Genomic DNA, 12,885 nt, shown 5'->3' on the forward strand with positions numbered 1-12,885 from the left:
TAATCTGAATTATAGGCAGCCCGGCTCCATCGAGGGGCCGGGCCAAAGGCGTATTAGAGGGCGTGATCGATGCGGATGTCAATCGGTGCTGAAGGAATCGAACCGGTAGCAACCGGAACGGAGACGCCTTCAAACGCCCCTTCCTTGTTCATGACGTTGCCGCCACGGGAGAGGCGCGCCTTGAACTGCAGCTCGGGGTAGGCAGCCAGCTTGTTGCCTTCCATCATGGCGTCACCGTCACCCAGCGACAGGGTCAGCGGGAAGTGCGGCCCCGGGATACGCTTGACCGCGATGGGCATGGGCGGTCCGTTGGGGATCACCGCAAACACGAACAGATGGGCATCTTCCGGCAGTGCAATGCCATCGGCCAGCGTCACCTTGAGCGGGAACTCGCCAGCCTTCACCTCCAGCACCTGGTCAGAGGCCGCGTTCTGCCCGCTCGCCTCAACCGGCACGGCCGCACTGACCATGCCGCGCTTCTTCAACTGCTGCTCGGCGTAGTCGATGGAGCGCTCCACCATGGTGTAACGGGTCGAGCCCTTCTCCATCAGTGGCAACATCTCGCGCCAGCGTTGCAGAGCGGTCTTGAAGTCCTCTTTTTGCAGCGCCATGAAGGCGTAGACAGAGCGCGCCTCGATATTGGCAGGATCCTGGGCAATGGCCACCCGCAGCAGCTGATCGGCCTGCGCGTCATCCCCTGTCATCATCAGCGCCTGGGCGTAGGGCACCGCCACCATCGCCTTCTGCGGGGCCAGCCCGTAGGCCCGCTCCAGCGCCTCGCGGGCCATCTCGGGATCATTGCCATCCAGCGACAGCCGACCCAGCAGCAGCCAGCCGCGGTAATCATTCGGCTCATCCTTCAGGCGGGTACGCAGGGCCAGGGTGAAGTCCAGCAGATCCTGCTCGGTCACCTCGGCGTCCCGCTCCACCAGGATGCGGTTGCTGAGCTCGCCCAGCCGGCTGTTGGCATCCTGCCAGCGGCTGACCTCCTGCCAGGAGCCGAGCTTGTAATAGAGCCCCAGGCTCACCACCAGCAGCACCAGCACACCCGGGATCCAGATCATGCTCTTGCCGCCGCGGGCGGTCTGCTCCACGTCGGGAATGTCGTCCAGCAGGCTGCGTTGCAGCTCGATCAGGGAGTCCTGCTCCTCCGCCAGCACCCCTTGCTCGCGCTCTTCCCCGATCTCCAGCAGACGCTGGCGATAGAGCTGTTTGTTGAGGGCCGAGCGGCTGATGCTCTGCTTGCCCTCACCCCGCCACAACGGCAGTACCAGCGCCAGACTCACCAGCGCCAGCAGGGCCGCGATCACTATCCAAAATGCGGTCATTGTTTCTCTTCCTCTTTGAGCAGGGCAGCCAGACGACGCTGCTCCTCCGCGCTCAGGGCGCTATCCGCCGGCGTGGCAGCCGCGGGACGACGGCGACTGCGCACCACCACTATGACGACACCGATGACGATCACCAGCAGGGGGCCAAGCCAGAGGATCAGGGTCGACGCCATCAGCGGCGGGTTGTACAGGATGAAGTTGCCGTAGCGGGCCACCATGTAGTCCACCACTTCCTGCTTGTCCTTGCCCTCGCGCACCATCTGGTAAGTCTTGTCACGCAAGTCCTTGGCCAGGCCCGCGTTGGAGTCGGCGATATCCTGGTTCTGGCACTTGGGGCAACGCAGCTCCTTGGTCAGCTCGCGAAAGGTCTGCTCCTGGGCGTCGCTGTCGAAGGTGTAGACATCGATGGCGGCCAGCGCCTGGCCCGCCCCGCCCAGTCCCGCCAGCAGCAGCAGGGACGCAATAAACATTCTCATCAGGCTCTCCCTCACTTCATGGCGTCATAGATGGGTTTGAGGGTGCTGGCCCACACCTCGGGGTTGACGTCCCCCACGTGGCGATAGCGAATGATGCCCTGGCTGTCGATGAAGAAGGTCTCCGGCGCGCCGTAGACCCCCAGATCCAGCCCCAGCATGCCGTCGGGATCATAAAGATTGATCTGGTAGGGATTGCCGAGCTCCGCCAGCCAGTTGATGGCCTTGGCCCGTTCATCCTTGTAGTTCATGCCGACGATGTAGATCCCCTGCCCCGCCAGCTGCTTGAGGTAGGTGTGCTCCCCATAGCAGGTCGGGCACCAGGTGGCCCAGACGTTGAGCAGCATGGGGCGCCCCTTGAGGATGCTCCTGTCATGCTGCTTATTGAGGTCGTAGATGTCCTGCAGGGTGAACACGGGCACTTCCTTGCCCACCATCACGGACTCGAGCTTGGTGGGATCGGAGTAGAGCCCCTTGAACAGAAACACGGCCCCCAGCAGAAACACGATGAAGGGGATCAGAAACAACCAGGTCTTCTTGCTCATGCCTTGGCCTCCTCGTCACGGCGACCGAAACGGTAACGCTTGTCCAGCATCGCCAGCATGCCGCCGATGGCCATGAAGACGCCGCCGAACCAGATCCAGCGCACGAAGGGTTTGTAATAGATCCGAACCGCCCAGGCGCCGCTATCGAGCTGCTCGCCGAGCGCCGCGTAGAGATCCCGGGTGAAGCCGGCATCGATGGCCGCTTCGGTCATCGGCATCCGGGTCACCTTGTACATGCGTTTCTCCGGCTTGAGCAGGGCGACCTGCTTGCCGTCCTTGTGCACTTCCAGCACGCCCTTGAAGCCGTCGTAGTTGGGGCCGTTCTTCTCCTTGATGCCGGTGAAGACGAACTCGTAGTCGGCAAACTGGACCCGATCGCCGGCCTGCATCCGCAAATCCTTCTCGATGCTGTAGTTCTGGGTACAGGCGATGCCGATGATGCTCACCGCAAGGCCCACGTGGCCCAGGATCATGGCCCAGTGGCTATTGCCAAGGCGGCGCACGCCGACGGCGAAGCTGTGCTTGTGGGTGGCACGCACCCAGGTCTCCTGCACGCTGGTCACGATGATCCAGGCGCCAAGCCCGATACCGAGCGCAGCCCAGGGCTTGAACTCCTCGGCCAGCAGCAGCGGTAGCAAAATGGCGGCGGCCAGGCTCAATACCAGCGCCAGCACCACCTTGCCCTGGAGCTCGCCCAGCTCCTGGCGGCGCCAGCGAAACAGCGGGCCGACCCCCAGCAACAGGGCGAACGGAATGATCAGCCAGCTGTAGATGTGGTTGAAGAAGGGAGTACCGATGGAGATGCTGCCCAGCCCCAGCTCCTTGTGTACCAGCGGCAACAAGGTACCGAGCAGCACGGTCAGCAGCCCCGCCACCAGCATGATGTTGTTGCACAGCAGCAGGGTCTCGCGGCTCCACAACTCGTGCTTGCCGTGGCTTCTCACCTGAGAGCCCTTGAAGGCAAACAGCAGCAAGGATGAACCGATGACCGCCAGCAGGAAGCCCAGAATGAACAGGCCGCGGGTCGGGTCGGAGGCAAATGCATGCACCGACACCAGCACGCCGGAGCGCACCAGGAAGGTACCGAGCAGGCTCAGGGAGAAGGCGGAAAGCGCCAGTAGCACGGTCCAGGCCTTGAAGGTGGCGCGTTTTTCACTCACTGCCAGCGAGTGCAGCAGGGCGGTGCCCGCCAGCCAGGGCATGAAGGAGGCGTTTTCTACCGGATCCCAGAACCACCAGCCGCCCCAGCCGAGCTCGTAATAGGCCCACCAGGAGCCCAGCACGATACCCAGGGTGAGGAAGACCCAGGCCGCCATGGTCCAGGGACGCGACCAGCGCGCCCAGGTGGCATCAAGCCGGCCTGTCATCAGCGACGCGATGGCGAAGGCAAAGGCCACCGAGAAGCCCACATAGCCCATGTAGAGCATCGGCGGGTGGAAGATGAGGCCGGGATCCTGCAACAACGGGTTGAGGTCGCGCCCATCCACCGGGAAGTAGGGCAAGGTACGGATGAAGGGGTCGGAGGTAAACAGCACGAAGGCGGTAAAACCGACCGAGATGAGGCCGAGCACGCCGAGCACCCGCGCCACCGCGTCGAGCGGCAGGCGACGGCTGAACATGGCGACAGCCGCAGTCCAGCCCCCCAGGGTCAGCACCCACAGCAGCAGAGAGCCCTCGTGGGCGCCCCACACCGCGGAGATGCGATAGGCCAGCGGCAGCAGGCTGTTGGAGTTGGTGGCCACGTACTGCACCGTGAAGTCGTTGTCGATGAAGGCCCAGGTCAGGCACAGGAACGACAGCAACAGCAGCAGGAACTGGGCATAGGCCAGCGGACGGGCCGCCGACATCATGCCAAGGCGCCCCCATTTGGCCCCGAGCAGCGGATAGCTGCCCAGCAGCAGGGCGGTGGCGAAGGCCAGGATCAGTGAAAACTGTCCCAATTCAGGGATCATGGCTGAACTCCTTTCAAATGAGCCGCAGCACGAACCTGTAAACCGGCTTGAAAAGGTGAAAACGGTGCGAATGCTGCCGGGATCATTGCTTGCTCCCCTTCAGCTGCGCCTCGGTATATTCCGGCTTGAAGTGCATGCCGTTGGTGGCATCGGCCACTTCCGGCGGCATGTAGTTCTCATCGTGTTTGGCCAGCACCTCGAAGGCGGCGACCGTGGTGGCATCCTTGAGGGTGCCCTGGGCGACGATGCCCTGCCCTTCGCGGAACAGATCCGGCAGGATGCCGTCGAACTCGACGGTCACCAGATGCCCACCGTTGTCCACCAGCTTGAAGGCCACCTTGAGGCTCTGGGGATCCCGCTGTACCGAACCCGGTACCACCAGACCGCCGATGCGCAGGCGCTGTCCCTCTTCCGGCTTGATCTTGTCCGGGCCCTTGCCCTCCACCAGCTCGCTCGGGGTGTAGAAGAGATCGATGTTCTGGCTGAGGGCATAGAGCACCAGGCCGATCACCGCGGCAAGCCCGGCACTGATCGCCAGGATGATGGTGAGGCGTTTCTTGCGTCTCGGGTTCATAGGGTGTTCTCCATCTGCTGGGCCGCCTTGCGGCGGGCCTCGCGCGCCTGCTTGTTGCGCAATTCACCGAGCAGGGCGCGGGTTTTCATACGGGTGGAAATGACGATGCCGACCAGGCAGAGCAGGGTCAGACCGAAAGAGAGCCAGACGTAGAAGGCGTAACCGCCCATCGCCAGAAAGTCACTGAATGAGGCAAAGTGCATGCTTACTTCTCCTGCTCGGCTATCTCTTTGACCCAGGGGCGGTGCCACTCCCGCATCAAGAGCTCGTTTCGAAAACGCATCAGGGAGAGGGCCCCGAGGAAAGCGGCAAAGGCCAGGATCATGATGAGCAGCGGCCACAGCATCTCGGGCGAGATGGAAGGCTTGTCAAACTTGGTGATGCTGGCGCCCTGGTGCAGGGTGTTCCACCACTCCACCGAGTAGTGGATGATGGGCAGGTTGATCACCCCCACCAGCGCCAGGATGCCGGCGGCGCGACCGGCCAGCACCTTGTCGCTGAAGGCGTTGTAGAGGGCGATGACACCGAGGTAGAGGAACAGCAGGATCAGCTCGGAGGTGAGTCGTGCATCCCACACCCACCAGGTGCCCCACATGGGTTTGCCCCAGGCGGCGCCGGTAAACAGTGCGATGAAGGTGAACACGGCGCCGACCGGCGCGACCGCGGCCACCGTCATGTCCGCCATCCGTAACTGCCACACCAGGCCGATGAAGGCGGCCACCGCCATGGTGGAGTAGGCCCCCATGGAGAGGATCGCGGCCGGAACATGGATGTAGATGATCCGGAAGGAGTCGCCCTGCTGATAATCCGCAGGTGCAAAGGCCAGCCCCCAGAGGGTGCCGATGATGAATGCCAGCAGGCTTGTCACGGCAAACCAGGGCAGCAGGGTCCCTGCCAACTGGTACGCGCGCTCGGGTTTAGCGTAAGGGTGCAACCATTTCCACATAGCTCACAAAACCTTTCTGTTATTAATATCGTGGCGAGGCCTACCATACCCACTGCCGGAAAACATCACATCCCCCGAAAGCAATAAGCAGCCATCCTCTTGATCTATCTCAATTATATTTTTTATAACGGCCCTTCCATTGCCACTTTTTCAGACGCTTTCGTCAATTCACGCTGACTCGCAGCGCCGCCGAGACCGCCAGCGGGGTCAGGGTCAGCGCACCGGCCAGCATGGCCCCCAGAATCGCCAGCTGCCCCGAATAGGGCAGCCCCATCCCCGCCGCATCGATGGCGGAGGTGGCAAAAATCAGTACCGGAATATAGAGCGGCAGGATCAGCAGGCTGAGCAGTACCCCCCCCTTGCGCAAACCGACCGTCAGGGCGACGCCGACCGCCCCGAGCAGGCTCAGCACGGGCGTCCCCAGCGCCAGGGTGGCGACCACCGCCAGATAAGTGTTCATGTCCAGCGACAGCAAAATGGCGAGCAGCGGAGAGATGAGCAGCAGTGGCAGGCCAGTCAGCAACCAGTGAGCGATCACTTTGGCCAGCGCCAGCAAGCCCAGCGGATGGGGCATCAGCATCATCTGCTCCAGCGCGCCGTCGCCAAAATCATCGCGAAACAGCCGCTCCAGCGACAGCATGGCCGCCAGCAGCGCAGCCACCCAGATGATGCCGGGAGCGATGCGGGCCAGCAGCTTGGGCTCGGGGCCGATCCCTAACGGAAACAAGGTGATGACGATGAGGAAAAACCAGAGCGGGTTGAGGATGTCGGAGCGCTGGCGCAGGGCCATCAGCAGCTCGCGGTGGATCAGGTGCATTACGGCGCGCAACATCAGAACTACTCCTGCAGCAAGGGCGTGAGAGAGAGGGTCTTCAACCGTCCCTGCATCAGGGTCATGTCCTGATGGGTGGTGAGGATCACCATGCCCCCTCGTTCGGCGTGGGTCAGGAACAGCCGCTCCAGCACCTTTACCCCCTGCTTGTCGATGGCGGTGAACGGCTCATCCAGGATCCAGAGTGCCGGCTTGTCGCTGAGCCACAGGCGGGCCAGCGCAACACGGCGCTGCTGGCCGGCAGAGAGCTGACCGGTGGGATTGTCTTCAAACCCGGCCAGACCGACCTGGGCCAGTACCCGCCACAGATCCACGCTGGTATCGGCCGCATGATGCAGTTTCTGGTAGAAGGCGAGGTTTTCGAGCGGTGTCAGGGCAGCCTTGACGCCAGGCTGATGACCGAGATAGAGCAGATTGGCGTGATATTCATCGCGGCAACTGCGGATATTTTCGCCATTCCAGCACACTTCACCGGCGAATGGTTGGGACAAGCCGGTCAGCAAGCGCAGCAGGCTGGTCTTCCCTACCCCGTTGGGGCCTTCAATTTGCACCAGATCACCGGGAGCCACCGCAAAGGATAGATGTTCAAACAGAGTGCGATCTTCACGCACGCAGCTCAGATTGTGAATTTGAAGCAGCATGAGGATGTAATCAGTGAAAAGAAGCGGCCTGCATATTAACACAGTATCGGGAAGCGTCTTTTCAAAGATGCCAATTATCAGCAGGATTTGTGGGGGAGATCCCGCCTTGAAGAGAGGGGAGGAAAATCAGGAAGGCGGATGCCTTCCCGAACATTCATGAGCGGCCTTTTCGCAATGAAATCAACAATTCAGCCTCGGCCTTAGGCAATTCACATTCATTCATGACCTCATCGAGGTCGGCACCGAGTTCCACCATCTTGGCGGCGCGGCTGTACAGGCGACGTTCCGGATCCTGCAGGGTCAGCTCCTGCTGGCGATCGTTGATCTGCTGCATGGCCCCTTCGACGGACTGCAGACGCTGGCCCATGCCGATGGCCCCGGTATGCAGCTCCATCATCTGCTTGCGCAGGCTCTCGAGCTGCCCTTGCAGCGTCTCCACCCTGGCCTCGGACTCTCGCTGGCCACGTCGGCTGCCAATCACCCCATACAGGGCCAGCACCAACGCCAGCAAGGACAACCCCAAGGCGGCAATTTCAATCATCAACACATTATCTTCCTATCAGAGGGAACCGATATCTTCCCACTCTTCATCGGAGAGCAGCTTGTTCAGATCGACCAGGATCAACAGCTGACCATCGCGGTTGCTGACACCCTGAATAAACTTGGCACTCTCTTCGGTACCCACCGCCGGGGCCGCGTCGATCTCGGAGGAGCGCAGATAGACCACCTCGGCCACGCTGTCGACCATGATGCCGATCACCTGCTTCTCCGCCTCGATGATGACGATGCGCGAGTTTTCACTCACATCGCCGGAGGGCAGGCCGAAACGGGAACGGGTATCGATGACGGTCACCACGTTGCCGCGCAGGTTGATGATGCCCAGTACATACTCGGGTGCACCGGGCACGGGAGCGATCTCGGTGTAGCGCAGCACCTCCTGCACCTGCATCACGTTGATGCCGTAGGTTTCATTTTCCAGCTGGAAGGTGACCCATTGCAGCACTTCATCTTCGGCCAGATTCTGTGCAATATTGCGCTTTTCTGTCATGTTTTTATTCCTTTTATGAAAACGTCTACTGGTAAAACTAGCAATAAAACAGCCCGAGTGCAGAAGTTATCAGCGACCTTCTATGTTGACCCCGCGCTCCAGCAACAGGAGCAATTCCTTCACGTGCAGCAGGGCACACATCTTCTCCTTGACCATGCCCGCCAGCCAGGGACGTTTGCCCTCCTGATGGCGCCATTTGACCTGGTCACGATGCAATAACTCCGTTCCCTTCAGATGATGGCAGGCAAGTCCCCAGGGAGATTCACCCAACATGATCAAATACTTGTAATCAGGCACTTCCAGGTGTTGGCCGGGCATGACCCACTGCGCCGTGTCCACCACGTTCATCTTCTGTTCGCGGGAAGTCATGATCCCCTTGTACCAGCCTGGCTGACCAAACAGGGTGTTCACTTCTCCCAGTTGATGAATGCCGCCAAGCTCGGTCAACGGCACCGCAAAGGTGACACCGGCGACCTCAAAGAACAGCGCCTGAAACTCCTTGCCGGTATCGATATTCTCCCAGGTGGAGGGTGCAACCTCCTCCTGTGGCGCCAGCGCAACTTCTGTCTCCGTCACCACCAGCGTGGCAGGATCCGCAGCTGCAGGCTCGGGCATCACCTCGGGCCAGACTGGCTCGACGGGCAGCAGGGCATCTTCTGCCTCAATCTGGAGCGGCTCGCTGACGACCTCTTCATGGCTCAGCGCGTCGATTTCAAACTGCACCTGACCGACCTGAGCCAGCAATTCACTCAACTGCTCCAGCCGTTGATCCGCTTCCAGATAAGGCTGCGCCACCTTATCGGCAACCGGCTGGGGCTGACGCTGCAACTGGATGACGGGGGCAGAGTCAGGCTCGTCGGACGAATCCAGCAACAGCGCATCATCCAGCAACAGGGAGTGGAAGTAATCATCCATGGCCCGAACTTGGGTGGTATCTCTCATGATGTCACCTCATGAGCACGCTGACGCTCTTGCGCATCAAGATAGTTGAGCAGGGTCTCATAGGCATAGGTGCCACGGCTGCTCGGCGAATAGATGGAGGGGGGAATGTGAAGCAAACTGGCATCCCGGAATTTGGTATCTATGGGTATGACGGCATTCCATACCGCATTGCCGTGCTGCTCCTTGATGGACTGCAGAGTCATCAACGAGGCACGGGTTCGCTTGTCAAACATGGTGGGAATGACGGTATAACGGAACTTCTCCCGTTTGGAGCGCTGCATGATTTCAAACGTCTTCATCATCCGCTCCAGCCCTTTGAGCGCCAGAAACTCGGTCTGCACCGGTACCAGGATCCGGTCACACGCCGCCAGCGCATTGACCATCATGACCCCCAAGACAGGCGGGCAGTCGATCAGCACGTAATCGTACTGATCCTGAATGCGCAGCAACGCCCGCTTGAGTACCAGCCCCATCCCTTCCCGATTGCCCATCACCCGATCCAGGGTCGCCAGGGTGATTGACGCGGGCAGCAGATGAATGTTGTCAAACTTGGTGCGCAGCGTCAGTTTATTGACGAGCTCTGCCGTTGGTTTGACCGCCTGAAACAGCTCATAAAGAGTGCCATCCAGCCGGTCGGAATCAAAATCGAGATAAGAGGTCAGGGAGGCATGAGGGTCGGTGTCAATCAACAGCACCCGCTGACCGCGCTGGGCCAGAATACCGGCCAGCGAGACCACTGTGGTGGTTTTACCGACCCCACCCTTTTGGTTGGCAACCGTCCAAACAATCACTGTATCAATCCTGCCTCGTTGTTATGCGTATGCCACCACCTGGCAGCGTGATCACCTTGACCTCTCCTGCCTCGACCGCCTGTTGCACTGCCGGCACTGGTGTCTCCGTTACAGGCTGCACCGAGGGAGTTGATACCGGTACGGGTGGCACCCAGGCGAACTTGGAAATAGCGACCACCACCTTACGATTCTGTAAGCGCCCCTGCTCGGTACTGTTATCCGTGAAGGGAGAAAACTCCCCGTAAGCTTCATAGGCCAACCGCTGCGGCGCTATCCCTTTGGTGATGAGCGCGGTGAGCACGGCTTCCGCCCTTGCCGCAGACAACGTCCAGTTGGAACGAAAAATTTCATTATTTATCTGCTGGTTATCGGTATAACCGCGCACTCTTACATAGTTATCGACCTGCTTCAGAATACTTGAAAGAGTATTTAGCACGGGATCGGCATTGGTACTCATGAAGGCGCTGCCGCTGCCGAACAACAGACCTGAGCTCAGCTCGACGGTCAACCAGTTGTCATTGAGTGTCAACTTGACTACCCCGGCATCGACCAGAGAACCCATGCTCTCCTGCAATTGCGTATCGATCTTCGCAAGAGTCATACCATCTTGCACGATGGGAACACCTGAGATGGGAGCCAAAGAGGGTGAGCGGGCTGTGGCGCTCTCCAGAACCGAGGAGGCGGCAGATACCTCGTTGTTCAACAACGACTTTCCCTGCCCTTCCAGCAAACCGTCGCTGCGTGGCTGCATGACGTTGAATGCCTGGGTCATGCCATCGATGACCGCGCGATACTTGTCCTTGTTGACCAGTGCCACCGAATAGAGCACCACGAACAGGGCGAAGATCAGCGTCATGTAATCGGCGTAGGAAACCAGCCAGCGGTCGAGATGTTCCCGGCCTTGCAGATGCAAACGGTAGCGCTTGCGCATGGCTATTCTCCCTTCAGATAAGCCTTCAACCGCCGTTCAACCTGAGGACCGTTTTCGCCGTGGGCGATTGCCATCAAGCCTTCCAGCGTCATCTCCTGAAACAGGGCGTAATGATAGTGAAAAGCCCGCAACCGGTTGGCAATCGGCAGGTATAACAGGTTGGCAAAGCCAACCCCGTAAATAGTGGCGACAAACGCAACGGCGATACCGGCACCCAGCGAGGCGGGTTCTTCCAGATGAAACATGGCCTGGATAAGTCCAATCACTGCGCCAATGATACCTATGGTCGGACTGTAACCCCCCATGGCTTCAAAGACCCTGGCGGAGTGTTCGTTTCGCTCCTGCTCGATGTCAATATCCGCTTCCAGCAAGATGCGAATATCATCTATCGACACCCCGTCCACTATCATGGTGAGCCCCTGCCGGGTAAATTCGTCGCTCTCCTGATCAGCCTGGTTCTCCAGCGCCAGCAACCCTTGCTGACGTGCAAACACGGCCCAGGCTTGCAGTCGTTCAGCTTGTGCGACCAGATCCCAGGCAGGAGGTAACAGCATCCAACGGGTCTGTCTTATCGCTTCCAGTAGAAACTTGCGTGGCGTCTGCAAAATGACAGCCCCCCAGGTTCCTCCTACAACGATGACGAAAGCAGGCCCATCAAGCAGGGTGAGCAGGTTGCCGCCATGCCATAACTGGGCAATGGCGATGGCTCCCAGTGCCAGGATCAGGCCGAACATGCCCATCGTTAGCGGCCCAGCTCAACCAGGATTCGTTGTGCAACCCGATCAAGCGGCAGTGATTCCGTGGCGATGCCGGCTTTGGCAACCGCTTGCGGCATGCCATATACCACGCAGGAGGCTTCATCCTGTGCCCAGATGGTAGAGCCCTGCTCCTTGAGCAGACGCGCACCATCCCGACCATCCGCCCCCATCCCGGTCAACACGATGGCAAGCACCTTGTCGGCATAGGTTTTGGCAGCTGACGCAAAGGTGATGTCGACGCACGGTTTATAATTCACCTTGTCATTGCCATCGACAATCCGGATACGGGCCCCCGCACCACGCCCCTCCAGCAGCATCTGCTTGCCGCCCGGAGCCAGGTAGGCATGGCCAGGTTTGAGCACATCGCCATCTTCCGCTTCCTTGACTCCGATCTGGCACAGACCATTGAGTCGAGCGGCAAACGCGGCGGTAAAGGTCGCCGGCATATGCTGGATCAACAAGATGGGATGAGGGAAATCACCGGGTAATTTGGTCAACACGTTCTGCAGCGCAACCGGGCCACCCGTCGAGGTACCGATGGCCACCAGCTGATAACTCTTGCCACTGCGTTTGAAGGCTGCTGCAGGCATGGCTCGCGGCGGCTCGGCCTGACGCTCTGCTGGCCGGGCGATTGGGCTGCCTAGCGGGGAACGGGCAGCGGGTTCAGGCGCTTTCGGACGAGCAGGTGCTGCCATCAGGAAACGCTTGCGAGAAATCTCCTTGACTCGCTGCTGCAACAGGCGAACGGCCTCATCCTTGTCACGGGCGATATCTTCAAATTTCTTGGGCAGGAAATCGAGCGCCCCGGCATCCAGCGCATCCAGCGTCGCCTTGGCCCCTTCATGAGTCAAAGAGGAGAACATCAGGATCGGAGTCGGACACTTGGCCATGATCTCGCGTACGGCACTGATGCCATCCATCACGGGCATCTCGATGTCCATGGTGATCACATCCGGGCGCAGCTGGATCGCCTTGTCCACGGCCTCACGTCCATTTTGAGCCGTATCGATCACCGTCAGCATGGGATCCTGAGTGATGATCTCGCTGACCCGACGACGGAAGAAGCTCGAATCATCGACAACTAATACCTTGACTGCCATTGTTATTTTTCTAACTCCTTGGGC

General features: G+C 60.0%; 16 protein-coding genes. All 16 read right to left on the reverse strand.

From position 1 onward, the window contains the following. Window positions 1-53: 53 nt before the first annotated feature. Window positions 54-1,328 (reverse strand): c-type cytochrome biogenesis protein CcmI, encoded by a 1,275-nt coding sequence (gene ccmI, locus QLG02_RS07725; RefSeq protein WP_276844490.1) that lies wholly within the window; start codon window positions 1,326-1,328, stop codon window positions 54-56. Further along, a complete protein-coding gene (locus tag QLG02_RS07730) occupies window positions 1,325-1,804 on the reverse strand; it encodes a cytochrome c-type biogenesis protein (RefSeq protein WP_273762643.1) in 480 nt (159 codons plus the stop codon). Before QLG02_RS07730 ends, ccmI begins: the two co-directional genes overlap by 4 nt. 11 nt (window positions 1,805-1,815) lie before the next feature. Beyond that, window positions 1,816-2,346: a DsbE family thiol:disulfide interchange protein gene (locus QLG02_RS07735; protein WP_005298853.1), complete on the reverse strand. Its 531-nt coding sequence runs from the start codon at window positions 2,344-2,346 to the stop codon at window positions 1,816-1,818. Then, window positions 2,343-4,298 (reverse strand): heme lyase CcmF/NrfE family subunit, encoded by a 1,956-nt coding sequence (locus tag QLG02_RS07740; RefSeq protein WP_276844486.1) that lies wholly within the window; start codon window positions 4,296-4,298, stop codon window positions 2,343-2,345. Before QLG02_RS07740 ends, QLG02_RS07735 begins: the two co-directional genes overlap by 4 nt. A gap of 82 nt (window positions 4,299-4,380) precedes the next feature. After that, window positions 4,381-4,872, reverse strand: a complete 492-nt coding sequence (gene ccmE / locus QLG02_RS07745) for a cytochrome c maturation protein CcmE (protein WP_011705301.1) — start codon at window positions 4,870-4,872, stop codon at window positions 4,381-4,383. Then, a complete protein-coding gene (gene ccmD / locus QLG02_RS07750; protein ID WP_011705300.1) occupies window positions 4,869-5,075 on the reverse strand; it encodes a heme exporter protein CcmD in 207 nt (68 codons plus the stop codon). The genes ccmE and ccmD overlap by 4 nt, the downstream gene beginning before the upstream one ends. A 2-nt stretch (window positions 5,076-5,077) precedes the next feature. Then, window positions 5,078-5,818 (reverse strand): heme ABC transporter permease, encoded by a 741-nt coding sequence (locus QLG02_RS07755; protein WP_011705299.1) that lies wholly within the window; start codon window positions 5,816-5,818, stop codon window positions 5,078-5,080. Window positions 5,819-5,981: 163 nt separating this feature from the next. Then, complete coding sequence (ccmB, locus tag QLG02_RS07760; protein ID WP_011705298.1) at window positions 5,982-6,650, reverse strand: heme exporter protein CcmB; 669 nt, start codon at window positions 6,648-6,650, stop codon at window positions 5,982-5,984. A 5-nt stretch (window positions 6,651-6,655) separates the two neighbouring features. Then, on the reverse strand, window positions 6,656-7,291 hold the full coding sequence (gene ccmA / locus QLG02_RS07765; protein ID WP_011705297.1) for a cytochrome c biogenesis heme-transporting ATPase CcmA: 636 nt from the start codon (window positions 7,289-7,291) through the stop codon (window positions 6,656-6,658). A 154-nt stretch (window positions 7,292-7,445) separates the two neighbouring features. Next, window positions 7,446-7,832, reverse strand: coding sequence for a DUF2802 domain-containing protein (locus tag QLG02_RS07770; RefSeq protein WP_011705296.1), 387 nt, complete (start codon window positions 7,830-7,832; stop codon window positions 7,446-7,448). A gap of 18 nt (window positions 7,833-7,850) precedes the next feature. Beyond that, window positions 7,851-8,339 carry a chemotaxis protein CheW gene (locus QLG02_RS07775; RefSeq protein ID WP_005298836.1) on the reverse strand — a complete coding sequence of 163 codons (489 nt, stop codon included), beginning with the start codon at window positions 8,337-8,339 and terminating at the stop codon, window positions 7,851-7,853. 69 nt (window positions 8,340-8,408) lie between these two features. Further along, on the reverse strand, window positions 8,409-9,281 hold the full coding sequence (locus QLG02_RS07780; protein ID WP_139390161.1) for a chemotaxis protein CheW: 873 nt from the start codon (window positions 9,279-9,281) through the stop codon (window positions 8,409-8,411). Next, entirely contained in the window at window positions 9,278-10,072 is a 795-nt protein-coding gene (locus QLG02_RS07785) for a ParA family protein (RefSeq protein ID WP_011705294.1), read from the reverse strand. Before QLG02_RS07785 ends, QLG02_RS07780 begins: the two co-directional genes overlap by 4 nt. Before the next feature lie 4 nt (window positions 10,073-10,076). After that, window positions 10,077-11,003 carry an OmpA family protein gene (locus QLG02_RS07790; protein WP_282464909.1) on the reverse strand — a complete coding sequence of 309 codons (927 nt, stop codon included), beginning with the start codon at window positions 11,001-11,003 and terminating at the stop codon, window positions 10,077-10,079. Between the two features lie 2 nt (window positions 11,004-11,005). Next, entirely contained in the window at window positions 11,006-11,743 is a 738-nt protein-coding gene (locus QLG02_RS07795; protein ID WP_282464910.1) for a flagellar motor protein, read from the reverse strand. A gap of 2 nt (window positions 11,744-11,745) precedes the next feature. Continuing rightward, a complete protein-coding gene (locus tag QLG02_RS07800) occupies window positions 11,746-12,861 on the reverse strand; it encodes a chemotaxis response regulator protein-glutamate methylesterase (RefSeq protein WP_016350060.1) in 1,116 nt (371 codons plus the stop codon). Between the last annotated feature and the right edge of the window lie 24 nt (window positions 12,862-12,885).

Source organism: Aeromonas sp. V90_14, from assembly GCF_029967615.1.
GTDB classification, from domain to species: domain Bacteria; phylum Pseudomonadota; class Gammaproteobacteria; order Enterobacterales; family Aeromonadaceae; genus Aeromonas; species Aeromonas hydrophila.

Bases quoted from the DNA above. Each gene is read 5' to 3' on its own strand.
- ccmI (WP_276844490.1), bottom strand. From the start codon at position 1,328: ATGACCGCATTTTGGATAGTGATCGCGGCCCTGCTGGCGCTGGTGAGT.
- QLG02_RS07730 (WP_273762643.1), bottom strand. From the start codon at position 1,804: ATGAGAATGTTTATTGCGTCCCTGCTGCTGCTGGCGGGACTGGGCGGG.
- QLG02_RS07735 (WP_005298853.1), bottom strand. From the start codon at position 2,346: ATGAGCAAGAAGACCTGGTTGTTTCTGATCCCCTTCATCGTGTTTCTG.
- QLG02_RS07740 (WP_276844486.1), bottom strand. From the start codon at position 4,298: ATGATCCCTGAATTGGGACAGTTTTCACTGATCCTGGCCTTCGCCACC.
- ccmE (WP_011705301.1), bottom strand. From the start codon at position 4,872: ATGAACCCGAGACGCAAGAAACGCCTCACCATCATCCTGGCGATCAGT.
- ccmD (WP_011705300.1), bottom strand. From the start codon at position 5,075: ATGCACTTTGCCTCATTCAGTGACTTTCTGGCGATGGGCGGTTACGCC.
- QLG02_RS07755 (WP_011705299.1), bottom strand. From the start codon at position 5,818: ATGTGGAAATGGTTGCACCCTTACGCTAAACCCGAGCGCGCGTACCAG.
- ccmB (WP_011705298.1), bottom strand. From the start codon at position 6,650: ATGTTGCGCGCCGTAATGCACCTGATCCACCGCGAGCTGCTGATGGCC.
- ccmA (WP_011705297.1), bottom strand. From the start codon at position 7,291: ATGCTGCTTCAAATTCACAATCTGAGCTGCGTGCGTGAAGATCGCACT.
- QLG02_RS07770 (WP_011705296.1), bottom strand. From the start codon at position 7,832: ATGATTGAAATTGCCGCCTTGGGGTTGTCCTTGCTGGCGTTGGTGCTG.
- QLG02_RS07775 (WP_005298836.1), bottom strand. From the start codon at position 8,339: ATGACAGAAAAGCGCAATATTGCACAGAATCTGGCCGAAGATGAAGTG.
- QLG02_RS07780 (WP_139390161.1), bottom strand. From the start codon at position 9,281: ATGAGAGATACCACCCAAGTTCGGGCCATGGATGATTACTTCCACTCC.
- QLG02_RS07790 (WP_282464909.1), bottom strand. From the start codon at position 11,003: ATGCGCAAGCGCTACCGTTTGCATCTGCAAGGCCGGGAACATCTCGAC.
- QLG02_RS07795 (WP_282464910.1), bottom strand. From the start codon at position 11,743: ATGGGCATGTTCGGCCTGATCCTGGCACTGGGAGCCATCGCCATTGCC.
- QLG02_RS07800 (WP_016350060.1), bottom strand. From the start codon at position 12,861: ATGGCAGTCAAGGTATTAGTTGTCGATGATTCGAGCTTCTTCCGTCGT.